This is a genomic window from Peribacillus sp. FSL E2-0218 (genome assembly GCF_037992945.1).
Lineage (GTDB): Bacteria > Bacillota > Bacilli > Bacillales > DSM-1321 > Peribacillus > Peribacillus simplex_B.
Genome location: NZ_CP150304.1, coordinates 1,568,379 through 1,594,986, shown reverse-complemented (window position 1 = coordinate 1,594,986; position 26,608 = coordinate 1,568,379). Strand labels below are relative to the sequence as shown.

The window sequence follows — 26,608 nt, the reverse complement described above, 5'->3', positions numbered from 1 at the left end:
CATGGCGCGATGGGCTTCCCTTTTGGTTTCCTCTGGAGGACAAATTTACAAATCTCATTCATTTTGAATAAGATAACAAATTTTGGTCATAATAAGAATAACAACATTCCTTTTTAGGTGTTGTTGCCAACCGCGGAGAAGGCTTACGTTTCCCCATAAGTTCTTCCTCCGGTTTCTCCTCTCCCTTTGCCTTCTGGTCCATAGTTAGACATAGAAGGACCCTGCAAATTTTTTGCAGGGCTTTTTTTATGTACCGATTAAACCAATCATCTCTTGTCATGATTCAACATAAGTTGTCCTTCTCTTTTAAGGAGGAAAATGATAAAGTAATGAATAATAAGCAAGTTAGGAGAGGTTTAATTGATTCAACGTTTTATTGAACTTGGACAAGGACATTCTGATATATATGAATTGCTCGAGGTAGGGCGCAACCAAAAACATCGTGTCATCAGGCTTTTGGCGCTGCATACAACCATAAACGATAAACAGGTAACCTCCATGGTCATCGTTATGCAGCCTACGGATCCCGGTAAATTCCAACCGCTTTATATTTGCCGTGAAGGTATACCGAATCCGCATATTACCAAAAATAAACGCTATGAGCTTTTTGAGAACTTGGCTGAGGAGCTCGATAAACCGATCATCGAAATCGATGTGAAATCCTCGGTGCTTTTTGCAGAAACCGAGCTCTACTACCAGCACTTAATCGGCATTTTGCGAATGAATAGATACCTTCCTCCATTGGGCTAAAAAAAACTGACTCTTTTTGAGTCAGTTTTTTTCAAATCCCCATCTTATAATCATATTCCTTCGCCTTATCCGGTTTGGAGTTTTCGTATTCCACCTTCAAGAATGGCTTATAAGAGAGGTCCACTTTTTTTACGAACGAATAATTGTTCAGCTTTTCCACTAAGGGCTCCACCTCATCCATATTCGTATATAGGACCACATATTTCAGTTTTTTCGAAACATAATGGATATTTCCAAATTTCCTAAGCATTTTCGCTTGTTTTAATGTATGTAAATAGACGATGATTCCTTGTCTCGCTCCAAGCATATCTCAATAACTCCCTTTTATAAAGGTTTTAACTAAGTGTAGCATAGCAGAATCTTTACTTTCAACCAAGAAAAAGATTATAAACGAAATTCTCTCACTATTATGAATATAATTACTGGAAGGGAGCTCAAAAAAAATGGATTTAGATCAAATTTGGCATCAATTTATCGTTCACCTTCTGGCTAATGATGAAATTACCGAAGCGTCGGTAAAGAAGTTCACCGGCATCCCCTTTATATATATCCATTACCAATCACCGGAAAAGGATGAAGGGTTGCTTTTTTTCCTCATAAAAAAGGCTGCGAGCCATTCGATGCGCGGCAAGCAGCTCCATTGTGAAACCATTTTCGTCAGGCAGGAAGAGCAGGTATATGTATTCCGCCATCGTTTTTTTGTCCCGCAGAAAAAGATGTTTTGCTGCGGAAATCTTTGTCCGGATTGTATCCTTTTTCGCAGTTGACCGCTTCCCTAAGGTTCTGCACATGGAAAAGCCACCGGACTCCGAGAAAACTAACGAATTCCGATGGCTTTAATGCACTGCGTCAAAGCCGGCCAACCAGCAAACCTTTAGGTTCGACTAGTTAGGCAGAGCACCCGCAGCTTCCTCCAGTGCCACAGCTTCCGGTTGAACACCCACCCGAAGAGACAAAAAATGGATTGCCCGCAGGCGTTTTGACTTGCTCCGAAACCGCGCGGCCGATCCTTCCGCTGATTTCATCAAGAACGGATTGCAGTTCGGTCTCCGCCCTTTTGAAATCGGCAACGGTAGAGTGCATATCCATATCCCGTTTTGCCTCTCTCGTTTCTAAGTTGATGCGTTTATAATCCGGATGATATTTACCGAACCTTTGGACATCCTCGAATAGATCCTTCAAAGAAGTGAACTTCGAGATTTTTTGCTGTGCCTCTTTGTCGCTCTGTAATTTATATAAACTAAGGAGATATTCTTCTCCTATTTCAGAATGAAGGATCATTTCAGCTAATCCATCAGCCTGTTGCAGAATGTCGATGATTTCCATAGTAGCAAGCATTAACAAGCTCACCTCCACCTTCATTTTACCATTACTCCCTTACAGATGCTAATGGTTTAATTAGAGCGAAGAAGTGATATGTACCTCAAACTCTTTTTGCAGTCCCGTTTTCTTTCCAGAACCATTCAATATCTCAAGCTTCATTTTATGCCTGCCACTCGGGACATCCTTTACAATAAATGCTGCCGTTTTCATATCGACTTTTTTATCATTATCAATATATACGGACACCGTTGCCGCATTTTCACCATTCTCGTTTGAAAAACCATAGTTTTTCAAGTAGCACTCTACATAAACGGCGTTGCCCTTTACAAACGTTTTCACCCGAAAATCCTCATCTGAATTTCGAATGCTTGATACAGTGGTGGCAGCTTTTAGGGTTGATACATCCTGTATAGCCATTTTTGCATTTTCAGGTTCGGGTATTTTCTTGCCACAACCCGCCACTGCCATCAACACTGCTAGACCGACAATCAATTTTCTCATACCATCGTCCCCCTTTTGCCTTTATTGTTAGCAAAACGGAGTAAATTACTCTTTTTTTCTTCATTCACCGGGAGCGTTCATGGCTTGAAACATATGAAGCATCATCGAGGCAACCTGAACGCTTTCGGAAAATTTAGAAACACGATGAGGAATCGACTTCTCGAAATAATATTTAGCCTCAGTTTCGAAAACATCCACTTCATGAGGATTACGCATTAATCTTTTGTACCAAGCAGGTTGAACTCTCAAGTAATTTCGCATATCTTCATTCGTTTGAATGAATTCATATATATTCTGACGCATCAAAATCCCTCCTTAATCTTTTGTGAATAAAAAAGGGTTGGTTCTCTGCTCTTTTTCTTTTGCAGGAGGGCTCGATTCACCCCCTGATTTATTTCCCTGAAAAGCAGATAGAACTCCTTGGATGGCTCCGATCGCCTGGTTGGCATTCACAATATATTGTTGAATCTGCCCCATATCCATATTTTTGACTGCACTCATTATCGTACCGATCAACTCCGTACTTTCTTCCTTTTCCACCGGCTGTGTTGGAGATCCTGCATTCACAACAGGTTGATTCATGCCGACTTCAGCCTGCCAGCGCGGATGATCCTCACCGAGTAAATACCATTCCTCAAAAAGTTCCTGCCATGTTGCTTGCTTGTTTCTCACTTCATTCACTAAATAAGGGTGCTTCTTGACAAACTCCCTAAATCCATCCACGGAGGGGCGCTTTTTTTTTGCCATTACTCTCACCTCACACTTAGACATCGCCTATTTCACCATATGCAACAGGGAAATAAAAAGTGCATCGCTCCCTTTTCTACTGTCATTCATTTTCTTTATAGTATAATATAGGTAAAGGAATGAAGGAGGGAATTCCATGATGGATTCAGGTGATGTGATCAGAGAATTTCAAAAGCTGGCAGAGTCAGCGGATGCAACAGAGTTATCCATTTTATCCGGATTAATCTCCGGACTAAAAGCAAGAAGGGAGCAAAGGAAATATTCCTATATTTCCAGCCTGCTCCAGTTAAATAAGAATATATGCACCGACGGGACGAGACTTACGATGACCATGCCCAACACGCCTCTTGTACATAATGAATTGAACATTACCCATGGAGGCATGATAGCCACTCTTATTGATACGGCCATGGGGACGCTGGCAAGCTCGACCGTTCCAAAAGGCCATGCAACGGTGACTACGGATATCCAGGTCAGATATGTTAAACCAGCCATCGGTGATTCATTGACATGCACATGCGAATTAATCCATACCGGAAGCAAAACGATCATCATCGTGGGGAAGGTCCACCGTGATGATGGGGAACTGTGTGCTGTATCCACGGGAAATTTTTTCATCTTGAAAATGCAAGATGCCAGAAAATGAAAAACGGACCCATTGCGGATCCGTTTTGTTATTTTTTTATGAAATTCTGGGTGTAATATTTGTTATAAACGCCGACCCCTAGACCGGTGAATTCCTCACTCAGCATCGTATCACGATGACCCTTGCTATTAAGCCAGCCTTCCATCACCGCTGCTGCGTCTACATATTTAGCGGCAATATTCTCACCTGCTGCCTTGTATGTAACATGACCAGCATCAAGCCGTTTTTCCAAGTCGCCTTTCGCTTCGGAAACATGTGTTCCTTCAATCGAGTCGGTCATTTCCCTGCTATGAAGATAAGCAACCTCCGCTGTAGGACCTTCCCATTCCAGAGGCTTCAAATCGAACCTGCTGCGCATGATATTGGTGATATCAAAAATTTGCTGTTCATTCCCATCATCCACCTTCTTCAAGTCCTCTTCGGATAAAGTCTCAGCGCTCGGAAGTTTACCATGATAGGTCAACTCATAGGGCTGTTGCTTCAAAAGGGCGGAATCATTTAAAAATCGGATGCTTGATACGGTCCCTGTGAATTTATCCAAATACAGCTGAACATGAATGTTCCCAAGTTTGATCAACGGCCTCATATTCATATCTTCCTCAGACAATTCAAAACGATAGGAACTATCGTCAACCTCAATATCGACCGTAGGTTCTACATATAAGCTGGAATAGATGCCATCAAGGGTTTGCCCGATCTTGAATGGCGCGACATTAACCTTCTCACCGATTCCGTAAGCCGATACCACTTTTCCAGATTCAATGGCTAGTTGAATGTAGTGGCTATAGTCCTTTTTATAAACCCACCATTCATATCCGTAGGCCGACAGATCAATCCGATCTGGCTCACCGAACTCCTCTTCGATCTCTTTTGCATTTTTCCCGATTGTCACGGCCAACCCTTCCGTTGCTTTAGGCGCCCTTCCCTTTTCGGGGGAATTGGACTTTTCATTTATATGTTCATTGGGATTAACACCTTTATTACCATCAATAAGAGGGTTCCCTTCATCTTCATTGCCGATATTAAGATAAATACCAATAACGAAAAAAATAATGATCAACACGAAAACCTTACCTAATCTGCGCAGAGGAACACACCCTCTCTCTATCTATTTTATGTATCCAATGCAAAAGCCTTGCTTACCTTACCTGATTATATCATTGTTCAATCATAATTTTCTAATTTACGATAAACTGCCGCTTCAATAAATTTATTCACTAGCGATACTTTTGCGAATGATTAAAATACGGTGGTTTTAGTTCATTGCAACTTCCAGCAATTCGTACTATTATAAAATATAGGATAAAATGGTATATTATAAACATACTTGGAGATTTTTAATATATTCTTGTACATAATATTTTCCGGTATGTCATTTTCATTCTTAAATACTGAACATAGGGGGTACTACTCGTGAAATTTGAAAGCTTTGAAATTGAAAATATCTCAGCCGACCTAAACCGATTAGATGACCTAATGCCGCAATATGGGTTGATTCGTGCCGAACAATGGGATTATGAAAGAGTCAGTTACGATCGTAAATTCGAATTGAAAGAAGGCACCTTTTACTTGCGAATACTTGGCTATGCCACAGAAGGCGATGTCGGGGCCCACAGGGCGGTCATCAAACTGATGGTTCCGCTATTGGGAAAACACTATTATCCACATGGAGTAGAATATGGCGAAGGTGAGGATTTCCCTGCATCTCTAGTTAAACAATGTGAAAAAATCCTCGCACAGGTGAAAGAGGAACTTACACAATTCAACGGCCTGTAATAGCCTTCAACAAAAGCGCGTTGCAAATAAGAGGTTCGGCAATTTAATACGAAAGCCTGATGCTTTTTGCACCAGGCTTTTTGATGATTTTAAAATCCTAGGATCGCCTTTATTAAAGAGGTCGTCTCTCCGCCATGATAAATGACATAAAGCAGGATGTAAACGGCCACTCCCGTAATCCCGGTGAAAAACCAGATGATGCTTGTCGTAGGCCCAATTTTTTTATGAATGGCAAAATTCCCTTTAAATCCAGTGGTAAGCATGATGATTCCCAAGACAGCTCCGGTTGTGGCAAGCGTGATGTGAAAGATCAAAAAGATCGTATAGTAAATTTTAATGTCATCCGGTCCGCCAAATGACGTACTGCCGATGAACACCGTTCTAGAGAGATAGATGGCGAAAAAGATCACCGCAAAGACGGCAGCTACCATCATCGTTTTTTTATGGGTCTCGATTTTACGTTGTTTAATTTGATACCAGCCTATTGCAACAGTGATGGCACTTAATACAATGAAGGCTGTACTTATCGTTGGAAGGATTGGTAAAGACATAAGAATTGTATTCCTCTCTATATTTATTAATCACCTTTCATTTTATAAGAGGCAATCATAAAATTCAATAAAATCAAGCATTATTAACAGAATGCTCACTTTTACAGAAAAACCAAGACAAATCACTGGCTATTTAGGCTGAATCTTTATTCATCTCTTTATATTCGTATGGGGATGGGGCGGCAAACAGATAAAAAACTTGTCTGTCTTTAGACAAGTTCTTTATGAAGCAGCTATTTGACCGTCTGAAAATCCACCGGGATCGGATCGATATCGTTTTGCCCGCCATTCTCTTTTTTGAACCAAGCAAAGAAAATGACACCTAAAACATAGCCCAACACGATTTCCTGAATCACCTTCATCAGAACTCCGCCAAGCTGCTGATCCTCAAGCAAGGGCAATCCATTGAACATTTCCGGACCACTGAGCGTTAAGTTGGACAGTGCTGATGCAGGTACGCAAAGCTCCATCGCGCTCGCCCAAGATTCCGCGTTCGTAAACGTATCATACAAAGGTGCGTTAGCAAAAATGATCAATGCACAAGCCGGGGTCATTAAGATCCCACTCCCGAAAATATAAGCCACCTTTTTCACACCTGAGAGGCTCTCGTGTTCTGCTAATTGATTGACAAGCGGGAACCACATCAGAATGGCAGTCGCAAACAAAAGCACCGTGTACCCCGCATGTATCCACATTCCCGTTTTAATGAAATCGAACACTAATGGAATATGGTATAACGAGAACAGAACATTGAATAGTAAAAGGGCAAATAGAGGCCTAGTAAAAAAATGAAAAAAACCATGCACTCCCCTTGAATCTATGAAAGATCTCCAAACCCAATCCGGGATTGCAATGATGAATAAAGGGGGAATCACAAGATAGAGCAAAGCCATCTGGAACATATGGGCGCTGAACATGATATGGCTCAACAAATCTAGCGGCGACCCCTTCACAGTATATAAAAGAATCATGGCCACTAAAAAATAGGTGATTTGCCTGCCGGTAAGCGATGTACCGCCCGAAAACCGTCCCCTTTTCTTTGTCATCAGCCAAAAATAGCCTACGGTTATAAGTACGAGGGCCGCAAAATAGTAAGGACTCCATAATGCACGAAATCCAAAAATATCAATAGACAAAATATCACCTCGTTCATCAACTTTTTCCTTGCTTTCATTATACCTAAAATGAAACATAGTAACAAATATAGATAATCCTGGATTTTCATTCTTGATGATCGGCACAAAAAGAAAAACCGGCTATCTTGCAATAGCCGATTCCCTTTAAGGTTTATAACCAAACGATCGTTGTGAAAACGAGGACCGTAATTAAGCCGACCGCCAGGCCAGAGAATAAAAACAAAGAGATCGTCCCATGACCTTTGTGCTTCATATGCATGAAATAATACAATTGGAACACCACTTGGATGACCGCTAGCAGTAAAATGACCGGTTTGATGAACCAATGTGAAAACTCTTCCATTCCCACTGCGATGAAGGCAATGACTGTAAAGAAAATCATTAATACAAATGTAATCACTTGATGTTTCATCTCTTCAGCGTTTTTCTTTCGGCGATATTTTAAATCGACATTCGGGTTCGCTGAATTTGATTGTTCATTCGCCATCAGTTATCCCACCATTCCCATTAAGTATACGACTGTAAAGATAAATACCCAGACCACGTCAATGAAATGCCAATAAAGACTCGCAATATAAAATTTAGGGGCATTGTACAAATTAAGGCCCCTCCTTGCATTTCGCACCATAAGGGTTATGAACCACATCAGACCAAACGCAACGTGCCCCCCGTGAAATCCGACCAACGTATAGAAAGCCGAGCCGAATGCGCTACTTGTGAATGTATGATGAAACTCATGAACATAGTGATTAAATTCATAAATTTCAAGGCCTAGAAAGCCGAAACCAAGCGCAATCGTTATGACAAGCCAGGCTTGCATTTGTTTGAAATGGTTGTTTTTCATATGGTACATCGCATATACACTTGTTAACGAACTGGTCAATAGCAGCATCGTCGCCACAAAAGTGAGTGGCAATTCAAACAAATCTTTTGCCAAGGCTGCTTCACCATTCGGTACCTTATCCTTTAAGGCAAGGTAAGTTGCAAATAGTGAGGCGAATAACACCGTCTCTCCACCGAGAAACAACCAGAATCCCAAATACTTATTTTTCCCTTCGAGAGTTGCTTTCTCGGGAGAGGCAGGCCAAGTGGCATCCGTGAATCTTTCATCTGTGTGCATTATGCCTTACCTCCCTTGTCAGAATCGTCCATCAGGTCTTCTTTATGAATATGGTATCCATGATCATCTTTAACGGAACGGATCAACATTGAACCGAATGTGATTAAAAGTCCGACAATGATAATCGGCAATGTCCAAGACTTGTCATCCATATGATATAAAGCTCCGAAGGCGGCTACAAATAAACCGAATGCAATCGTCACCGGCAGAAAGGACGAATTCGGCATATGGATATCCCCTAGAGGTTCTGCAGGTGTCATTTCCTTTTTGCCTTCCATCTTTTCAACCCAGTAAGCATCTAAACCGCGAACAAGCGGCAGTTGCTTGAAATTGTAAAACGGCGGCGGTGAAGGAATCGCCCACTCGAGCGTCCGCCCATCTCCCCAAGGATCATTGCCAACTTTTTCATTTTTCACGGCCGTGATGATGATATTGATGACCATGACCAAAACACCAAATGCCATCAAGAAGGCTCCGACGGTACTGATCATATTGCCTGTATTGAGGCCTTGATTGTCCAAGAACGTAAATACGCGACGAGGCATACCCATAAGACCTAGGAAATGTTGAATGAAGAATGTTAAGTGGAATCCGATCAAGAATGTCCAAAATGTGATTTGCCCCAATTTTTCACTTAACATCGTTCCAAACATTTTCGGCCAATAAAAATTGATTCCTGCCAGTAAACCCAAGACTACCCCACCGACAATGACATAGTGGAAATGGGCAACAACGAAATAGCTATCATGGTATTGATAATCGGCTGGAGCTGATGCGAGCATGATACCTGTCACGCCACCCATTGTGAAAGTAGGAATAAAGGCAACCGCATATAGCATCGGTACCGTGAACCTGACACTTCCGCCCCACATCGTAAAGATCCAGTTGAAAATCTTGATACCGGTCGGTACCGCGATGGCCATGGTAGCCACAGCAAAGATCGCGTTTGCGATAGGTCCCAAACCAGTGGTGAACATATGGTGGGCCCATACCATGAAACCAAGGAAGCCGATTAAAACGGTTGCAAATACCATCGAAGAGTAACCGAACAATCTTTTTCTGGAGAACGTGGCAAATATTTCCGAAAAAATCCCGAATGCAGGGAGGATCAGGATATATACCTCAGGGTGACCGAATATCCAAAATAAATGCTCCCAAATGATGGTATTTCCTCCTGCTGCGACATCGAAGAAATTCGAGCCGAACATCCGATCGAACATCATTAGCACCAATCCAACTGTAAGCGGAGGAAAAGCGAATAATATCAATGCAGAAACGACGAAAGTTGACCACGTAAACAGCGGCATACGCATATAGGTCATACCTGGTGTACGCATGTTAATGATGGTAACAAGGAAATTGATCCCCGCTATTAGTGATCCAAAACCCGATAACTGTAACCCGAGGACATAAAAATCAATGCCATGCCCCGCAGAGTGCATGGATAGCGATGCATATGACGTCCAGCCTGCATCAGGCGCCCCTCCTAAAAACCAGGAAAGGTTCAAAAAGACTCCTCCGAAGAAGAATAACCAAAAGCCTAACGAGTTCAAAAATGGGAACGCGACATCACGAGCCCCTATCTGTAACGGTACGACCGCATTCATAAGAGCGAATACCAATGGCATCGCCGCCAGAAATATCATGGTAGTACCGTGCATCGTCAAAATTTCATTATAAAAACCGGCACTTACGAAATCATTATTTGGGATTGCAAGTTGGATACGGATAAACATCGCTTCCAAACCGCCGATTACAAAGAATAGCCCGCCAGAGATAAGATATAATATGGCGATTTTCTTATGGTCCACCGTCGTCAAATAATCCCAAATCGTAGCGCCAAATCCTTTTTTATTAGCGTACGTACTCACGATTTAACCTCCTTGATCAAACTTCTATTTTTCTTCCACCTTAAGCTGTAATAGATAAGCTGCCAGCGCATCAATATCTGAATCTGAAAGTTCACCGTAAGTACCGGTCATCGTGTTGCCCGGTTTATACTTCTCAGGGTCTTTGATCCAATTCTTCACATTTGCTTCCGTGTGATCCAAAACGCCCGCTATTTTTTGACGTTCACCGAACGTAGCCAGATTAGGTGCCTGACGAGCAGCTTCAGGTCTGCTATCATTTGGAGTCACTGCATGGCAACCAATGCAGCTTTTGTTGAACACAGCTTCTCCCTGCTTGGCTGCATCCCCTTCCACGACAGGTTCCTTTACGGATTTCATATCTTTTGCCCATGCTTCAAAGTCGCTTTTTGACTTCGGGACAACCTTGAAATCCATCAATGCGTGGGAAGGACCGCAAAGCTCAGCACATTTCCCGTAAAATAAATTATTAGAATCTTCTGCTTTTTTACTATCGAATTCTAAGTAAAACTTATTGACTCCATCCGTATTCGTATCCATTTTCCCGCCGGCGGCCGGTATCCAGAATGAATGCTTGACATCCGAAGCAGTCAGATTGAAATAGACTTTTTGATCGGTTGGGACAACCAAATCCTGACTTGTTACAACGCCTAGGTCTGGATATTCAAACTCCCACCAATAAAGGTTAGCCCTAACATTCACCACGAGCGCATCCTTCGTTTTTCCATCCTTATCTTTCTTATCCATCGCCTTTGTGTCAGCCAGGTCGAAGGTCGTGACGACGGTTGGTACAGCCAGAACAATTAAAAGAAGGATAGGAATGACAGTCCAGATGATTTCGAGTTTATGACTTCCTTCAATTTGTTTCGGTATTGTTTCGTCGCCTTTCTTCCGACGGAAGCGCAGTAAAACTACAACGAACAAAACAATCACTACAATAATAACCAATACCATGATTAGTGTACTCAATATCAGTAAGTCAAACTGAGATTGTGCAACATCGCCAGCTGGCCTCAGTGCGGATAGATATGGTTCGCCGCAGCCCGAAAGGACAAGCCCTACAATACCCAGCAGAGCAAACAGGCGCCATTTGTGCAGCCTTTTTTTCATAGCTTCAGAAACCCCCTCTTTCGTCAAAATTTTCTAACAAAATAAAAAATGGGCGCAATTGCGAATATTCTCTCTATGTCAATTTCTAAAAAAGAAAGAATCCCTAATCTAAGGATTTTTTTACGATGATTCATGTAACCGCTCTTATGAAGACCCTGCTGAAAAACTTTTCCGTTAATATGTATGTATGGCGGTTAATGCAATATGTATTGGTGAGCTGCGGCCTGTATAGGAACAGGCCACAGCTCATTTAACCAAACTAGATAAGTGTGACAATAACCATCGCTACAAATAAAATGGTCATATAATTTAGAGAATATACAAACATGGATGTTGCCCATTTAACATCATCTTTCTTTCTATACCCGTTAATTCCCAAAATAAGCCAGCCTGTACTTAATAAAGCTGCCAAAATGACTAGAGGAATTCCTAATGGAATCAGGAAGAAAGGAATGAACATTAAACAGATGATCCATAACATAATTGATCGTTTTGCAGCCTTGAACCCCTTTACGACCGGAAGCATTGGAACACCCGCTGCACGATACTCTTCGACACGCCTCATCGCAAGTGCATAGAAATGGGGCGGCTGCCATAGGAACATGATCGCAAACAAAACCCAAGCGATCGTATCAAGGCCCGGATCGACGGCAGCCCAGCCAATAAGCGGAGGAACCGCTCCCGATATGCTGCCTATGATCGTATTGGATACGAATCTCCGTTTAAATACCATGGTATATAAAACAACATAGGCGAAGACGCCAAATGCACCAAGCAAGGCCGTGGTCATATTAGTCAAGGCCAGTAAAATCAACCCTGCAGCGATTAAGCCGAAGCTTAACGCCAAAACCTTCGAAGGCTGAACTTTTCCGGTTACCGTTGGCCGGTTTTTCGTTCTTTCCATTAAATGATCTATATCCCGGTCATAATAATTATTGAAACTGCACGATCCCGCCATGATGAGCGCGGATCCGGCAAGTGTATAAAATACTACATCAAGATTACTTAAAAAGCTTAGCCCCGAAAAATGAAGGGCTAACCATACACCGGTAAAAGCTGTTATTATATTTGAATTGACAATCCCCACTTTTATAAGAGCGAGAAAGTCCTTCCAAGCTGTTGTTTCCGGTATATCCGATTGAAGGGCGGCTTTACTGTCCTTCATGACAGCTTCTGACAAACCCCTTGTTTCTGACATTTGTTTTCCTCCTTTAAATCATTAAACACAGACGCAAATGCAAAAAAAATACTTACATATGCTATAGGAACATTATTTCATACTTTTCGATATTTGTAACCAAGGAAGCGTAAAACAAAAAGTAAATTATTTACCAATGACTGTAGTCAATGGAATGCATCGAGAGCTATTATTCTTCATATCATGCTTATCAACAGTAAAATTTAGTAAAATCATTTCTCCAATATATTAAAACACATTTTTGGAAGCTTTTGTGAAAAATTTTTGGATATTTTTTGACCAATTTGTGTCTCCATACCTTTCACTGCTTTCGTAAGCAGCTGCCAGATTTCCCATCAGAACTTGGATCGTACGTCATTATCATCATCCCCTAGGCTCTATCTCTATTTTGCACCTACTTGAAGGTTTACACTCCCTTTATTTCTATCAAAGTCTTATGTAACTTTCAACTATTTCGGGCATTTTAATTCACGGACCATAATATTAACCGAACTTGTAAAATCATACTATTTTGTGTAAGATCGAGGAAGTTCGACAAATATTTGTGAAATATTTTATGCTATTATTGATACTATGGAACAAAATAACTTGGCTACAGAGAAGAAGGTGGGACTACTAGTGAAATCGTCTCTTAAATGGTTTGCTGTTTTAACTACGATTGTAATGCTATTCATCTTACTGGGTGGAGCTCTAGTCACCAAGACGGATTCCGGAATGGGATGCGGCAGGTCCTGGCCATTGTGCAACGGCCAGCTGATTCCTGACAAAATCACGCTTGAATTGGTCATTGAGCTTTCCCATCGCCTCGTTTCAGGTGCAGGAGGTTTCTTGGTTTTATTATTGTCGTATATGTCTTGGCGGGAAATTGGCCATATTCGGGAAGCGCGTTTTTTATCCGTCCTTTCTTTTAGCTTCCTGTTGCTGCAAGGGTTGATAGGAGCCGCTGCCGTCCTTTGGTCGCAATCCGATTTTGTTCTCGCCCTCCATTTTGGCATATCGCTGATTTCCTTCGCATCCGTCTTTTTATTGACGCTGTTGATTTTTGAAGTGGACAAGAAGTTCGAAGCCGAAAAACTTATCGTTGATAAACGGATGAAATTCCATATCACCGGAGTATTGGCTTTCAGTCTATTTGTCGTGTATACGGGGGCCCTTGTAAGGCATACGGAATCCAGCCTGATTTGTAAGGATTGGCCTTTATGCATTAATGACAGCCCCGCGCTCCCCTCCAATCTATATGAATGGGTTCAAATGGGGCACCGCGCAATCGCCGGCACGATATTCCTGTGGGTATCTTATGTGACTTATATTGCACATAAATATTACAAAAATCAAAAAGTGATATACGGCGGATGGATTGCTGCATTCATTCTTGTTTTTCTGCAAGTTACCGCCGGTGCATTCATCATTTTCTCAAGGCAGAACCTATACATCGCATTATCGCACGCCTTGTTCATCGCCTGCTTTTTTGGTGTCATGAGCTATTTGATGCTGCTGACATCCAGAAGCAAGAAAAATGCTTTAGCCAAGCTGAAAGGGAGCTCCCCAAACACAGTCAACGTGCATAATGAACACGATATAACGCCGACGTTACCCGCTCGTTAATATCTGATTGTTCAATCAATAATATAGTGTGCAAAGCAAAAAAAGGAAGGGAATGCGACATCATTGCCTTCCTTTTTTCATTGGATTTGAAGCATTAGAAGAAGGTGCATCGTATACATAGTCATGCTCCCCCTAAGATTGGAATGGGTATGTGGTTCTATTGGAGGCATTGGGGCGAACTTGGCTCAAAACAAGGCCTGAAATGTAAAGGGAGCGTTCGAAAGGCAAAGCAAAAAAAAGAGATACTCTCCATTATTCACCAGAGTATCTACAGACTTAAAAACCACCAATCATTTTAGATTGGTGGTTTTCTATTTCATCCATGCATATGATGGCCCTAATTTGCCTATATAGGGGCATAGGGAAGCTTGAAGGCTCAAGCCTACCCATTAATGCCCCCATTCATTTGCAGAGCCACAGCCAGCGGTACTACTTGGTTATTTCAATCAATAAATCCCCTGTGCTGATCGCTTCTCCATCCTTCACATAGATATTTTTAATGGTTCCAGAGAATGGTGCTTGGACGGTGGTTTCCATTTTCATCGCTTCGGTAATGATCAGGTGATCACCCTGCTTGACTTGATCGCCTTTTTCTACGACGGCACGAATGACCGTACCTGGCATCGTCGCACCGATTTGTTCTTTATTTTTTGGATCAGCCTTCATTTTTGAGATAACGGATGATTTTATGTTTTCATCCTTTATGATCACTTCACGCGATTGACCGTTCAACTCGAAGTACACAACCCGTGTTCCATCAGCCAATGGTTGGCCGATTGATACCAATTTAACGATAAGGGTTTTTCCCTTTTCAATTTCGACCTCGATTTCTTCTCCCAATCGCATTCCATACAAGAAAGTCGCGGTATCAAGATTGGAAACATCGCCAAACAGCTCGATGGTTTTATTATAATCCAAGAACACTTTTGGATATAAGGCATATGCGAGCACGTCGAAATCCGTGACAGCCCGGCCCAATTCCTTGAATAGTTCTTCTTTAAGGGCACCGAAGTCCACTTCCTCCAACAATTCTCCAGGTCTTACGGTTATCGGTTTCTTACCTTTTAGGATAACTTCCTGAAGCTCTTTCGGAAAACCGCCAACCGGCTGCCCCAAGTAACCCTCGAATAACTCGATAACCGAATCAGGGAAATCAATGGATTTGCCTTTCGTCAGGACATCTTCTTCGGATAGGTTATTTTGCACCATGAATAAAGCCATGTCCCCCACCACTTTGGAAGAAGGAGTAACTTTAACGATATCACCGAACATCGCATTCACTCGCTGATACATCTCTTTCACTTCATGCCAGCGTTCTCCTAGTCCCACAGCTTTAGCCTGTTGCTGCAGATTACTGTATTGGCCTCCTGGCATCTCGTGTTTGTACACTTCCGTATGAGGGGCATTCATGCCGCTCTCGAAGTCATTATAGAATTTCCGGACTTCTCCCCAGTATTCTCCTAAACGCTCTAGTGCATCTACTTCCAATTTAGGCTGCCTGCTTGATCCTTCCAGTGCATAATGAAGGGTTTGCACGCTTGGCTGTGATGTCAGCCCGGCTAAAGAGCCAATCGCCGTATCAACGATATCCACACCCGCTTCAATCGCTTTGGCATACATGTATATCCCATTTCCGCTTGTATCATGTGTGTGAAGGTGAATCGGCAGCGATGTCGTTGCTTTCAATTCCGAAACAAGACGGTACGCGGCATCCGGCTTCAGGAGACCGGCCATGTCCTTGATCGCAAGAATATGGGCACCGGCATGCTCCAATTCCATTGCCATGTTTTTATAGTAGTCGATATTGTATTTACTTCTCGATGGGTCATTCAAATCACCTGTATAACAAATGGCCGCTTCCGCAATTTTACCTGATTGACGGACTGCATCGATCGCCACTTCCATACCCTTGACCCAATTTAAGCTATCGAAGATCCGGAAAACATCGATCCCTGCATCCGCTGATTTTTCCACGAATTCACGAATGACATTATCAGGGTAGTTTTTATAACCTACTGCATTCGAAGCCCGCAATAGCATTTGCAAAAGGACATTCGGCGCCTTTTTCCTGAAGCTTAACAGCCTGTCCCATGGATCTTCTTTCAGGAATCGGTAGGCTACATCAAACGTTGCCCCGCCCCACATTTCCATTGAAAATAATTCGGGAAGGAGTTTTGCTGTTGGTTCGGCGATATCAAGGATATCTTTCGACCTGACTCTCGTCGCCAATAAGGATTGATGGGCATCACGGAACGTGGTATCAGTGATCAATACCTCATTTTGCTCTTTAATCCAGTTAACGAGCCCATCTGCGCCTTTTTGTTCAAGGATGCTTTTTGTGCCGGAAAGAAGCGGCAAACCAGCAACATTAGGAATTGGGGCTGGGTCGAAAACAGGCTTTTTCTTCTTCTCGACGCCTGGGAAACCATTTACGGTGACATTTCCGATATACGAAAGCATTTTTGTCCCGCGGTCTTTCCTGACCGGGAAGCTGAAAAGCTCCGGAGTTGAATCAATGAAGGATGTATCGTATTCGCCAGTTATGAATTTTTCATGTTTTACAACATTTTCAAGGAAGGGAATATTCGTTTTAATCCCGCGGATCCTGAACTCCTTAAGGTTACGTACCATTTTAGAGGCTGCCTGCTCGAATGAAAGCGCATGTGTTGAGAGTTTAACAAGAAGGGAATCGTAGTAAGGCGTGATAACCGCTCCCTGGAATCCATTCCCCGCATCCAGTCGAACACCAAAACCCCCACCTGAACGGTATACCATCATCTTGCCGGTATCGGGCATGAAGTTATTCAAAGGATCCTCAGTCGTCACCCGTGATTGGATGGCGTACCCATGAGTTTTTATTCCTGCTTGTTCGGGAATTCCGATCTTTTTGCCGTGAAGATCATGTCCTTCGGCAATCATGATTTGCGATTGGACGATATCGATACCGGTAATCATTTCCGTGATCGTATGTTCAACCTGAACCCTTGGATTCACTTCAATGAAGTAGAATTCTCCATTGGCGACAAGAAATTCGACCGTACCGGCATTCACATAGTCAATATTTTTCGCCAATTTGACTGCTGCCTCGCAAATCTCTTCCCTTAATTGATCCGTGAGGGAAACGGAAGGTGCCACTTCGACAACTTTTTGATGCCTCCTCTGGACCGAACAGTCACGTTCATATAGATGGACGATATTTCCATGCGTATCAGCGAGGATCTGAACCTCGATGTGTTTTGGATTTTGGATGAATCGTTCTACATACACTTCATCATTGCCAAAGGCTGCCTTGGCTTCTGATTTTGCACGATCATATGCTTCTTCCACTTCTTCGATTTTCCCGACAATCCGCATTCCGCGCCCGCCGCCGCCTAAAGAAGCTTTGATAATAATGGGAAAACCGTATTGTTCACCAAATGCCTTGACTTCTTCCACGCTGGACACTGGGCCCTCGCTGCCAGGAATGACCGGTATATTGGCTAGTTCCGCTTGTGTTCTTGCTTTAACTTTGTCACCAAACATATCAAGATGTCTTAATTCCGGCCCTATGAAGATTATGCCCTCTTCTTCACACCGTTTGGCAAATTCAATATTTTCAGACAGGAAACCATAACCAGGATGAATCGCGTCGACACCGCTCATTTTGGCGATTTCGATGATGCCTTCAATATCCAAGTATGCATCAATCGGCTTTTTGCCTTCTCCGACCAGGTAGGCTTCATCCGCTTTATAACGGTGATAAGAACCATAATCTTCCTTTGAATAGATTGCAACTGTATGAATATCCAGTTCCGTACATGCCCTGAAAATCCGAATCGCAATTTCTCCACGGTTTGCCGCCAGTACTTTTTCTATACGTTTACCCATTGCTACCACCCTAATCAATATGTATTTTTATAGAATATATAGAAAAAAAGCGTGATGAATACACCACTTTTTATTCACAAAGTTATTCCCTCACTGCGGGGAGAACGATCAGATAACACCTATTCTATCGCCGTTGTAATTATTTCGATATATTTTTAGATTTTATTTTCACGTATCTTATCACAAATGATAAATAACCCCTAGCATTTAGTAACAGAATATTAAGCTATTATAATATATTATCAAAAAGAATCAGTTGGACTTGGAATCAATTAATATAACCATAATACTAAAATAAACTGAATACAATAAAAAAATAAAAAATTATGTATATTCATATGCAAAAACAAGGAATTAAGCATGCTTTTTTCGTGGAAGCCATTTCGAAGGAGTGCCAATCGGGAATTTTTGCTTTACATAAAAATGCACGTAACCTACGTATTCTGGTCGTAAAAAAAAGCCCCCCTATTGAGCTATTTCGGTAATTAGTATGTAACATTCAAAAAAAGTATAGCACTATTAAACCCGATTGTACACAAATAAAAAACTCAAACAATCATCGAGATTTGTTTGAGTTAGTATGTTTTATCTATTATTTTTTCAATGATGCTTCATGCAAAACTGACAATTCCTGTTCGAGTGTTTCCAAAAGGGATTTACCCTCGGTATCCTCTACCAAGCCCAAACGGACGGCAAAATCGATTTCCCGTGATAGGCCGAACATTTGAGTATCCAGTACCTCTTCATATAAAGGACATTGAGGCATAGTGAGATTCTCCATTTGAACTTTAATCAGTTTTAGAATCTTGTCAGCATCTGCTTTTAATAAAGCATAAGCTTTTTCTCGATGATTGACAAGCATATCAGATGCCATGTTAAATCCCCCCGCTCAGAGCGATTATATCTTATCTTTAAATTCTACCTTTAGTTTTGTGAAAAAGCAAGGACATTGACAAACAATTTCCCGCCTGAACGTCACATCCATCTCTCCGTTACTTATACGAAGCCAACGATAATAATCGACATCCTTGATGATGTGACATTTCATTTAATATTGATTATAATTACTTAAGAGCAACAGAAAGGAATGAGATATTTGGAACCCATCGTGTTTATAAATGGAAAAGTGAAATATCCTATAACGCTAGATCCCGGTGTCTGGATTTTTGATGACCGTAAAGTTGAAATCGATACATATTTCCACGCTGACAGAGCAGAAGTCAATGAATTGGAAGAGTATACGATCAATGCCTCCAAGCATTGGCAAAAAGAAATACAAGAAGGAGCAACCATGCCTCCTACATTGAAGACGGAACGGAAATTCGAAAAGCAAAGACTGATGGAAGGGACTTTTGGCATCCCGTTCGAACCTTTTTTGAAAAATGCCGAACCTGAAAACGGGGTAACGGAAGTCATGGTTACAACTGCAGATAAAGAATTTACGTTCCCTCTGGAAACGGCTCTTCAATTTTTCCTTGGTTTTTCCAAGGATGGCAAGCCCCTTAAAGTAACAGAGGGCGGCCCGATGGAAATTTATTTTGGGGATGCCTCCAATCTCGAAGATCCGATTAAGAATGTTCGGTCTTTCACCATAAAATAGTGGCTGAATGGTCATAAAGCCTTAAAGGAATAGGCAAGGGGGGGCTTCCCCCGCTTGCCTATTCCTTTATAATAGCGTGGCGGCGAGTTGGGCCAATCCTGACCGTTCCCCTTTAATTAATTTAACATGTCCGGCTATGCGCTCTGTCTTGAATTTTTCCACCACATAGGTCAAGCCATTATTGTATTCATCTAAATAAGGATGATCTATTTGCTCGGGATCCCCCATCAAGACAATTTTGCTCCGCTCCCCTACTCTCGTCAAGATTGTCTTAACCTCATGCTTCGTTAGATTTTGCGCTTCATCGATGATGATGAATTGATCAGGGATGCTCCTCCCCCTTATATACGTCAATGCCTCGACCTCAATCGAACTCATGCCCGCTAAAATGGCATCCAATTCACCCGGTTTTTTCGTATTGAACAAATATTGCAGATTATCAAAAATAGGCTGCATCCAAGGTCGTAGCTTCTCTTCTTTTTCTCCAGGGAGATATCCAATATCCTTGCCTACGGGGACGATCGGCCTGGCAACCAAAAGTTTCTTATATTGTGACAGATCCTCCGTCTGCATCAAGCCTGTCGCCAATGCCAATAATGTTTTCCCTGTTCCCGCTTTCCCTATCAGCGTCACCAGCTGGATATCGGAACGAAGCAACAAATCAAGGGCCATCGTCTGCTGGACATTCCTTGGCTTGATTCCCCAAATATGCTCACCTTCATATACCAATTTCTTAACGAACCTGCAGTTCTCATCCACTATGCCAATCGCGGAAGCTGAACTCCCCAGCGTGTCCTTCATCAACAGGAACTGATTGGGATGATACGTATCTTTTGTCAGTTCTTCAAGTGGCAGAAAACTTTTTTCATAAAACTTATTCAGATTATCAATCGCGACGAACACTTCTTTATGCCCACCGTATATATGGTCCAATTCAACGACGCGATCATTTAAAAAATCCTCTGCTTCAAGCCCGATCGCATCGGCTTTCACCCTTACAAGGGTATCTTTGCTTACAAGGATGACGGTTTTGCCGTCTTCTTTCGTCTCCTCTTCCAATGATAAATTTTTGGCAACGGCCAATATTCTGTTATCGTTCGTTTTCTCGACAAAAATTTCCTGAAGCTCATGGAATGATCGGTGATTGAGTTCAATTCTTAAGCTTCCTCCATTATGAAGGGGGATGCTCAGATGAAGCTTCCCTTTTTCGCGGAAGCTATCGATCAGCTTCGATACTTGTCTGGCATTTCTTCCTATTTCATCCATATACCTTTTTTTCGAATCCAATTCTTCCAAGACGACTGCTGGAATGACCACTTCATTATCTTGAAATGAATAAATCGAATACGGATCCTGCAACAGGACATTCGTATCTAAAACATAGATTTTATTTCCCAATATGACGCCTCCTGCCTGCTCTTTAGGATATGCCTTACCATTTACTACACTCAGCAGTTATGTAGCGGACGAGACTGTTGATAAAATATATGTTCCTTTGCATAAAGATAGAAGAACATTTACAGACTATAAAGAAAACTTCCTGTAAAGATATCATCACATAACGCGGAACATATCATTGTCTGCTGAAATTTATGCCTATATGCATTAGAAATAGCCGGTGTGGACAGGCTGTAACTAACGAAATACTTTAAGGGGGGCCATATCTTGCAAAAAATCATTTTATCGCTTTCTGCCATGCTCTTGATGGCGGGATGTTCAATGGATAATAAAAATCAAGCGTCGGAAGATCCTGCAAAAAACCATATAACGAAAGTCAATAACTCGACCATCCAGGAAGCGGACAGAGATACCGGGCAGCAAACGGCAAAAAGGCTCACTGGTTTGGCTAAGTCCATTCCTGAAGTGAATGATGCCACTGCAGTGGTTCTCGGCAAATATGCGATAGTAGGGATAGATATTGATCAGGACATTGAGCGTTCACAGGTAGGGTCGATTAAATATTCGGTCGGTGAAACGTTAAAGCATGATCCTGACGGTGCAAGTGCCATCATCGTCGCCGATCCGGATTTAAACGAACGGATCCGGGAAGTAGCAAAGGATATTAAAAACGGTAAACCAGTAAGAGGGATCTTGAATGAACTGGCTGACATCACAAGCAGAGTAATCCCTGAGGTTCCGGGTGATATTTTGACACCCATACCATCAAAAACGATTGACAGGGAAAAGAATAAGCTGAATGATAATCAGGAAAGAAAAGAGCTGGATAAAGAGCAAAATGATCAATCCAATCACCATATGGAATGAGTTTACTAACCCGAAGCAATTCTTCGGGTTTTTGTTTTATGGCTGGCCTTGCGCCAAAAAACGTTTCACGTTCAAGGTACGCTTGCACTTTATCCTCGTTTTACCATTAAAATATTGGTATACTTAAAAGCATATTCGAATTGAAGTGAGGTTCAAATGATATGAAGGTTAAATGTGTAATATGCGATCAAATCGAATCAATCCCTGACGATAGTCCAGAAGCAAAGAAACTCCGTAATCGGCCTATACATACCTATATGTGCAATACATGCAATCAACGCATAGAAAAGCGTACGAATGAACGGATTGCAACGGGGAACTTCAGGCTTTACCGTACAATCAAAACGGAAGATGAATGGTAATCGCAGGTATAGAACCGTTGTGATCGGTCTCCTTAATGGGATTGTCCTTGGATTGGTTATGAAGTGGGTTGAAATGCTTTCTGGAATAAAAGTGTATACGCTTTTACTGAATGTGGATTTCCTTCCTGTCATCGGCACCGTTCCCTGGGGTGAGGAGTCATTGTTCTTATTCCATCTGCTATTCTCGTTAGCGATTACTTATGGTTATGTCCAAATCGTCGTTCCGTTAAAACTCTTCAGGGGCTGGAATACATACCTGCTTGCATTCCTGACGATCATCCCTGCGGTCATTCTGTACTTTCCATTAGCGGCATGGTCCTTGACAGGCGCTGTCCTGCCTTCTGATATGACCGCCTTCAGTTTGTGGGCATTCCTGCACCTGTTTTACGCACTTTCCCTCCCAAAAGCCATATAAAAAGAACCGTACGAAATTCGCACGGTTCTTTTTATCATTACTCGATATTTTTATACTTTTCTGGTTCGAGCTGAATTTGATCTAACATGATATCAATCAATTCGATTGGGAAACGCTGCTTTTTCGTTTCTTCATCCATTGTATACTCGACGAAGTAAAAAGGCTCTGATCGTGAAACCGAATCAATGTTCACTCGATGATCGTCTTTCAACAACTGCATGAAAAACATTTCGGTTTCGCGCGCAGCAGTATCATCAGGTCTTGCATCACAGACAACTTTTATTGTCAACCAATTGTATAAAGCATCCTGTAATGATTTCATCAGGTTATGCCCGTTCTTCTTTTTTGGAATTATGAAGACGGATTCTATAAATCCCAAGAACAAGAGATGCGATGACCAAGGCTTCCCCCATAGGAAGAAACACCGCAAAGAAAGAAAGAAGGGTACATCCAAGTGCCATTACTGCATAAATGACCACATTTTTTAGCAAAGGTAACTTTTTGGCAAAACCTAACTGATAGACAAGGATGCACAATCCTAAGACCGTTAAATACAAATACCACATTCCTGCTTCAGGATTCTCATCCACTCTGTACAATGCTGCAAAAAATGATAATCGCTCTTGGATATCCAATCTATTCTCCTCCTCTTGCTATTTATTTTTCTTCAACAGCAACTTTTTTCCTTTTAGCCGCTCTTTCACGCTCGTTTTTATCAAGGATCTTTTTACGAAGGCGGATGGATTCCGGAGTTACCTCACAGTACTCATCATCGTTCAAGTATTCCAAAGCTTCCTCAAGAGACAGGATTCTCGGTTTTTTCATGGAAGAAGTTTGGTCTTTATTCGCTGAACGCATATTCGTCATTTGTTTCGCTTTAACGATATTTACAGTCAAATCGCTATCACGGTTATGTTCCCCGACGATCATGCCTTCATAAATATCCGTACCCGGCTCAACGAAAATAACACCGCGGTCTTCTACTTGCATCGTACCATATTGTGTAGTTTTTCCTGATTCCATGGAAACAAGTACACCTTGACGTCTTCCGCCGACTTGGCCTTGTGCCATTGGCTGGTAGCTGTCAAACGAGTGGTTCATGATGCCATATCCGCGAGTGATCGTTAAGAACTCGGTTGAATAACCGATCAATCCGCGAGCTGGAATCGTGAACAGTAAACGGACTTGACCGCTTCCGCTATTGATCATATCCAACAATTCACCTTTACGTGCTCCCATGGATTCCATGATAGAACCTGTGTGTTCTTCAGGTACATCAATCTGAACGCGTTCAACCGGTTCACAACGGACACCATCAATCAAGCGAACGATAACTTCCGGTTTAGAAACTTGCAGCTCGTATCCTTCACGTCTCATGTTTTCAATCAAGATGGAAAGGTGAAGCTCTCCACGGCCTGAAACAACCCAAACATCCGGAGAATCGGTGTTTTCGACTCTTAAGCTGACGTCCGTTTGCAATTGGCTTTTCAAGCGCTCTTCGATTTTACGCGCTGTAACGAATTTCCCTTCGCGTCCTGCGAATGGGCTGTTATTGACAAGGAATGTCATTTGTAATGTTGGCTCGTCAATACGTAGGATTGGAAGCGCGTCAGGATGTTCGACCGGACAAACCGTTTCCCCTACGTTAATATCTTCCATACCAGAAACGGCAATCAAGTCACCGGCAACAGCTTCTTGGATCTCAACTTTCTTCAAGCCGATATAACCAAAGATTTTCGTTACACGGAATTGTTTAACCTTCCCATCAAGCTTCATTAATGAAACTTGCTGTCCTACATGCATTTTACCGCGGAATACACGGCCAACACCGATACGGCCTACATAATCATTATAGTCAAGTAAAGCCACTTGGAATTGAAGCGGTTCCTCTGAGTTATCGATTGGTGCAGGGATCGTTTCAACGATCGTTTCGAATAGTGGTGTCATGTCTTTTTCTTGTTTGGCAGGATCGGAATCCAAGCTTGCTGTACCAGCAATACCTGAAGTGAAGACAACCGGGAATTCCAACTGTTCTTCTTCGGCTCCCAATTCAATGAATAAGTCGATTACTTCATCAACCACTTCATCTGGACGTGCAGAATCTTTATCGATTTTGTTCACGACAACGATTGGCGTGATTTTTTGCTCCAAAGCTTTTTTCAAAACAAAACGAGTTTGCGGCATGCAACCTTCATAGGCGTCAACGACAAGCAAAACGCCATCGACCATTTTCATGATCCGTTCCACTTCACCGCCGAAGTCGGCATGACCCGGTGTATCCAAAATGTTAATCCGTGTATCTTGGTATTGTACTGCTGTATTTTTCGCAAGAATCGTAATTCCGCGTTCTTTTTCAATCGCATTAGAGTCCATCGCACGCTCTTCCACATGTTCGTTTTCACGGAAAGTACCAGATTGCTTAAGCAACTGATCCACTAACGTTGTTTTACCATGGTCAACGTGGGCAATGATGGCTATATTACGAATATTTTCTCTTAATTTCAAAAAATTCACTCCTAAAAAAGTTTGTGTATAACGTATCACTAGTATTAACTTACATATTATATCACAAACATACTAGAAACAAATACAGAAATTATGTACAATAGACATATTAGGGGTGATAGTATGAATATTAAATGGAATTTCTTAATATTAGCGATATTGGCAACATCCAGTATTGGCTCCATCGGCATCTTCATTGCTGAAAAAAGCTTGATTGGGATATTGGCTGCAATCGTTGTCCTTTGCGGTTTAATGGGGTTTGGATTCACTCAGAAGAAAAAATTACGCGAAGCAGGAAAGTTATAATATAAAAAACTCGCTGAAACAGCGAGTTTTTTTTGTTAATTATTACAATAAGGCCAATCCGACATCAAAGACCGGAGTTACCTGATAAGTATTTATCGAATACTTCTTTGTGCAGTCCCGGCTTGGAAACGAAAAGGGAATCACCTTCTATATAATTCAACTTGCCGCCCTTGATATTGCTTACTTCTCCGCCCACTTCCTCTATAAGTAACACTCCTCCGGCAAAATCCCATGGCATGAGCCTCATCGTTATATAGGCATCAATCCTTCCAGCAGCCACGAAGGCAAGCTCCAATGCTGCCGAACCATACGAACGGGTTCCTCGTGCATCCCGGACGAGCGGCGCTAAAAGACGCGGGTCTATCCTGCGGTTTTCCGTCACCCAGCTTGCATTAATGGAAACTATGGACCTATTTACCGTTGCCGGCTCGAGCGAAGGAAGGCGTTGATCATCCATGTATGCTCCCTGTCCCTTGATCACATGATATAATTCATCACTAACGACGTCATAGACCATGCCGATTTTTCCGATGCCATCCACATAAACCCCAAGAGAAATGGCAAAATCCCTCTGTTGATGAATGAAGTTCAATGTCCCGTCAATCGGGTCAATAATCCACACTGTCCCCTTTAAATCCTTTATATCATTGCCCATTCCCTCTTCCCCAAAAATCCGGTGATCAGGGAAGACCTCACCAATCTTGTCGCAAAAAAACTTTTCGATCCCCTTATCCATATTTGTAACCAAATCATTAGGGTTCGTTTTCATTTCAATATCCAATTTGGTATTAAAGGAAGCCCTTAGCCTCGCTCCCGCTTCCTTCATCCATAATTTTGCATATGTATCCATTTCCTTTACCGATGCCATTATAATATCCCCGTCCTTTATGATCAGAAACTACATTAGAATGATCCTCCTATAAAGATTAAAGCAAATATAGTTTGTCTTCAAGTTTT

30 protein-coding genes are annotated in these 26,608 nt (G+C 42.1%); 10 read left to right on the top strand and 20 right to left on the bottom strand.

Going from position 1 to position 26,608, the window contains the following annotated elements; translation table 11 throughout:
• Positions 1–360 precede the first annotated feature (360 nt).
• Entirely contained in the window at positions 361–750 is a 390-nt protein-coding gene (locus MHI53_RS07695) for a hypothetical protein (protein ID WP_061144072.1), read from the top strand.
• Positions 751–781: 31 nt separating this feature from the next.
• Here the strand turns inward: MHI53_RS07695 and MHI53_RS07690 are convergent, their stop codons facing one another.
• Positions 782–1,057: a YlbG family protein gene (locus MHI53_RS07690; protein WP_034313951.1), complete on the bottom strand. Its 276-nt coding sequence runs from the start codon at positions 1,055–1,057 to the stop codon at positions 782–784.
• 136 nt (positions 1,058–1,193) lie between these two features.
• Here MHI53_RS07690 and MHI53_RS07685 point away from each other — a divergent pair, with 136 nt between their 5' ends.
• Complete coding sequence (locus tag MHI53_RS07685; RefSeq protein WP_061144073.1) at positions 1,194–1,517, top strand: hypothetical protein; 324 nt, start codon at positions 1,194–1,196, stop codon at positions 1,515–1,517.
• Positions 1,518–1,638: 121 nt separating this feature from the next.
• On the opposite strand, the gene MHI53_RS07680 is transcribed toward MHI53_RS07685, so the two are convergent.
• From MHI53_RS07680 to MHI53_RS07665, 4 genes are read right to left on the bottom strand one after another with little or no spacing between them, the layout of a single operon-like run.
• Complete coding sequence (locus MHI53_RS07680; protein ID WP_061144156.1) at positions 1,639–2,088, bottom strand: YlbF family regulator; 450 nt, start codon at positions 2,086–2,088, stop codon at positions 1,639–1,641.
• A 60-nt stretch (positions 2,089–2,148) separates the two neighbouring features.
• Positions 2,149–2,574 (bottom strand): hypothetical protein, encoded by a 426-nt coding sequence (locus MHI53_RS07675; RefSeq protein WP_061144074.1) that lies wholly within the window; start codon positions 2,572–2,574, stop codon positions 2,149–2,151.
• A gap of 60 nt (positions 2,575–2,634) precedes the next feature.
• Entirely contained in the window at positions 2,635–2,877 is a 243-nt protein-coding gene (locus tag MHI53_RS07670) for a YlbE-like family protein (RefSeq protein WP_061144075.1), read from the bottom strand.
• A gap of 12 nt (positions 2,878–2,889) precedes the next feature.
• Positions 2,890–3,321, bottom strand: a complete 432-nt coding sequence (locus MHI53_RS07665; protein WP_061144076.1) for a YlbD family protein — start codon at positions 3,319–3,321, stop codon at positions 2,890–2,892.
• Between the two features lie 136 nt (positions 3,322–3,457).
• Here MHI53_RS07665 and MHI53_RS07660 point away from each other — a divergent pair, with 136 nt between their 5' ends.
• Positions 3,458–3,967 (top strand): PaaI family thioesterase, encoded by a 510-nt coding sequence (locus MHI53_RS07660; protein ID WP_061144077.1) that lies wholly within the window; start codon positions 3,458–3,460, stop codon positions 3,965–3,967.
• A gap of 28 nt (positions 3,968–3,995) precedes the next feature.
• On the opposite strand, the gene MHI53_RS07655 is transcribed toward MHI53_RS07660, so the two are convergent.
• Complete coding sequence (locus MHI53_RS07655; protein WP_260320326.1) at positions 3,996–5,030, bottom strand: CAP domain-containing protein; 1,035 nt, start codon at positions 5,028–5,030, stop codon at positions 3,996–3,998.
• 350 nt (positions 5,031–5,380) lie between these two features.
• Between MHI53_RS07655 and MHI53_RS07650 the strand changes: the two genes are divergently transcribed.
• Complete coding sequence (locus MHI53_RS07650) at positions 5,381–5,743, top strand: YugN family protein (protein ID WP_061144078.1); 363 nt, start codon at positions 5,381–5,383, stop codon at positions 5,741–5,743.
• Between the two features lie 89 nt (positions 5,744–5,832).
• Here MHI53_RS07650 and MHI53_RS07645 read toward each other — a convergent pair whose 3' ends face one another.
• The 7 genes from MHI53_RS07645 to cyoE all read right to left on the bottom strand — a co-directional run bounded on the left by MHI53_RS07645 (position 5,833) and on the right by cyoE (position 12,726).
• Positions 5,833–6,300: a DUF420 domain-containing protein gene (locus tag MHI53_RS07645; protein ID WP_155645576.1), complete on the bottom strand. Its 468-nt coding sequence runs from the start codon at positions 6,298–6,300 to the stop codon at positions 5,833–5,835.
• 227 nt (positions 6,301–6,527) lie between these two features.
• On the bottom strand, positions 6,528–7,430 hold the full coding sequence (gene ctaG, locus MHI53_RS07640) for a cytochrome c oxidase assembly factor CtaG (protein WP_340373153.1): 903 nt from the start codon (positions 7,428–7,430) through the stop codon (positions 6,528–6,530).
• 151 nt (positions 7,431–7,581) lie between these two features.
• A complete protein-coding gene (gene ctaF, locus MHI53_RS07635; protein ID WP_061144080.1) occupies positions 7,582–7,917 on the bottom strand; it encodes a cytochrome c oxidase subunit IVB in 336 nt (111 codons plus the stop codon).
• Between the two features lie 3 nt (positions 7,918–7,920).
• Complete coding sequence (locus tag MHI53_RS07630; protein ID WP_061144081.1) at positions 7,921–8,550, bottom strand: cytochrome (ubi)quinol oxidase subunit III; 630 nt, start codon at positions 8,548–8,550, stop codon at positions 7,921–7,923.
• The gene (gene ctaD / locus MHI53_RS07625) at positions 8,550–10,421 is read right to left on the bottom strand and encodes a cytochrome c oxidase subunit I (RefSeq protein ID WP_061144082.1); all 1,872 of its coding nucleotides are present in this window, start codon (positions 10,419–10,421) and stop codon (positions 8,550–8,552) included. Before ctaD ends, MHI53_RS07630 begins: the two co-directional genes overlap by 1 nt.
• A 24-nt stretch (positions 10,422–10,445) precedes the next feature.
• Complete coding sequence (gene coxB / locus MHI53_RS07620) at positions 10,446–11,528, bottom strand: cytochrome c oxidase subunit II (RefSeq protein ID WP_061144083.1); 1,083 nt, start codon at positions 11,526–11,528, stop codon at positions 10,446–10,448.
• 259 nt (positions 11,529–11,787) lie between these two features.
• Positions 11,788–12,726 (bottom strand): heme o synthase, encoded by a 939-nt coding sequence (cyoE, locus tag MHI53_RS07615; RefSeq protein ID WP_061144084.1) that lies wholly within the window; start codon positions 12,724–12,726, stop codon positions 11,788–11,790.
• Positions 12,727–13,344: 618 nt separating this feature from the next.
• Between cyoE and MHI53_RS07610 the strand changes: the two genes are divergently transcribed.
• Positions 13,345–14,331 (top strand): heme A synthase, encoded by a 987-nt coding sequence (locus tag MHI53_RS07610; RefSeq protein ID WP_081092553.1) that lies wholly within the window; start codon positions 13,345–13,347, stop codon positions 14,329–14,331.
• A 429-nt stretch (positions 14,332–14,760) separates the two neighbouring features.
• On the opposite strand, the gene pyc is transcribed toward MHI53_RS07610, so the two are convergent.
• Together pyc and MHI53_RS07600 are read right to left on the bottom strand one after the other, a co-directional pair.
• On the bottom strand, positions 14,761–18,198 hold the full coding sequence (gene pyc / locus MHI53_RS07605) for a pyruvate carboxylase (protein ID WP_340373152.1): 3,438 nt from the start codon (positions 18,196–18,198) through the stop codon (positions 14,761–14,763).
• A gap of 592 nt (positions 18,199–18,790) precedes the next feature.
• Positions 18,791–19,072 (bottom strand): YlaN family protein, encoded by a 282-nt coding sequence (locus MHI53_RS07600; protein ID WP_061144087.1) that lies wholly within the window; start codon positions 19,070–19,072, stop codon positions 18,791–18,793.
• 222 nt (positions 19,073–19,294) lie between these two features.
• On the opposite strand from MHI53_RS07600, the gene MHI53_RS07595 reads away from it, so the two are divergent.
• The gene (locus tag MHI53_RS07595; protein ID WP_155645580.1) at positions 19,295–19,798 is read left to right on the top strand and encodes a peptidyl-prolyl cis-trans isomerase; all 504 of its coding nucleotides are present in this window, start codon (positions 19,295–19,297) and stop codon (positions 19,796–19,798) included.
• A gap of 66 nt (positions 19,799–19,864) precedes the next feature.
• On the opposite strand, the gene MHI53_RS07590 is transcribed toward MHI53_RS07595, so the two are convergent.
• Positions 19,865–21,196, bottom strand: coding sequence for a PhoH family protein (locus MHI53_RS07590; protein WP_061144089.1), 1,332 nt, complete (start codon positions 21,194–21,196; stop codon positions 19,865–19,867).
• A 267-nt stretch (positions 21,197–21,463) separates the two neighbouring features.
• On the opposite strand from MHI53_RS07590, the gene MHI53_RS07585 reads away from it, so the two are divergent.
• The 3 genes from MHI53_RS07585 (at position 21,464) to MHI53_RS07575 (ending at position 22,840) form a co-directional block, all read left to right on the top strand.
• Positions 21,464–22,063: a YhcN/YlaJ family sporulation lipoprotein gene (locus MHI53_RS07585; protein ID WP_081092554.1), complete on the top strand. Its 600-nt coding sequence runs from the start codon at positions 21,464–21,466 to the stop codon at positions 22,061–22,063.
• 161 nt (positions 22,064–22,224) lie between these two features.
• Positions 22,225–22,425, top strand: coding sequence for a YlaI family protein (locus MHI53_RS07580; RefSeq protein ID WP_081092555.1), 201 nt, complete (start codon positions 22,225–22,227; stop codon positions 22,423–22,425).
• A 73-nt stretch (positions 22,426–22,498) separates the two neighbouring features.
• On the top strand, positions 22,499–22,840 hold the full coding sequence (locus MHI53_RS07575) for a hypothetical protein (protein ID WP_340373151.1): 342 nt from the start codon (positions 22,499–22,501) through the stop codon (positions 22,838–22,840).
• Positions 22,841–22,877: 37 nt separating this feature from the next.
• On the opposite strand, the gene MHI53_RS07570 is transcribed toward MHI53_RS07575, so the two are convergent.
• The 3 genes from MHI53_RS07570 to typA are packed head-to-tail and all read right to left on the bottom strand — an operon-like array spanning position 22,878 to position 25,345.
• The gene (locus tag MHI53_RS07570; RefSeq protein WP_061144091.1) at positions 22,878–23,162 is read right to left on the bottom strand and encodes a hypothetical protein; all 285 of its coding nucleotides are present in this window, start codon (positions 23,160–23,162) and stop codon (positions 22,878–22,880) included.
• 4 nt (positions 23,163–23,166) lie between these two features.
• Complete coding sequence (locus MHI53_RS07565; protein ID WP_061144092.1) at positions 23,167–23,475, bottom strand: YlaH-like family protein; 309 nt, start codon at positions 23,473–23,475, stop codon at positions 23,167–23,169.
• 22 nt (positions 23,476–23,497) lie between these two features.
• Entirely contained in the window at positions 23,498–25,345 is a 1,848-nt protein-coding gene (gene typA / locus MHI53_RS07560) for a translational GTPase TypA (RefSeq protein ID WP_061144093.1), read from the bottom strand.
• A gap of 123 nt (positions 25,346–25,468) precedes the next feature.
• Between typA and MHI53_RS07555 the strand changes: the two genes are divergently transcribed.
• Entirely contained in the window at positions 25,469–25,651 is a 183-nt protein-coding gene (locus tag MHI53_RS07555; protein WP_061144094.1) for a YlaF family protein, read from the top strand.
• Between the two features lie 64 nt (positions 25,652–25,715).
• On the opposite strand, the gene MHI53_RS07550 is transcribed toward MHI53_RS07555, so the two are convergent.
• Positions 25,716–26,519, bottom strand: coding sequence for an inositol monophosphatase family protein (locus MHI53_RS07550; protein ID WP_061144095.1), 804 nt, complete (start codon positions 26,517–26,519; stop codon positions 25,716–25,718).
• Between the last annotated feature and the right edge of the window lie 89 nt (positions 26,520–26,608).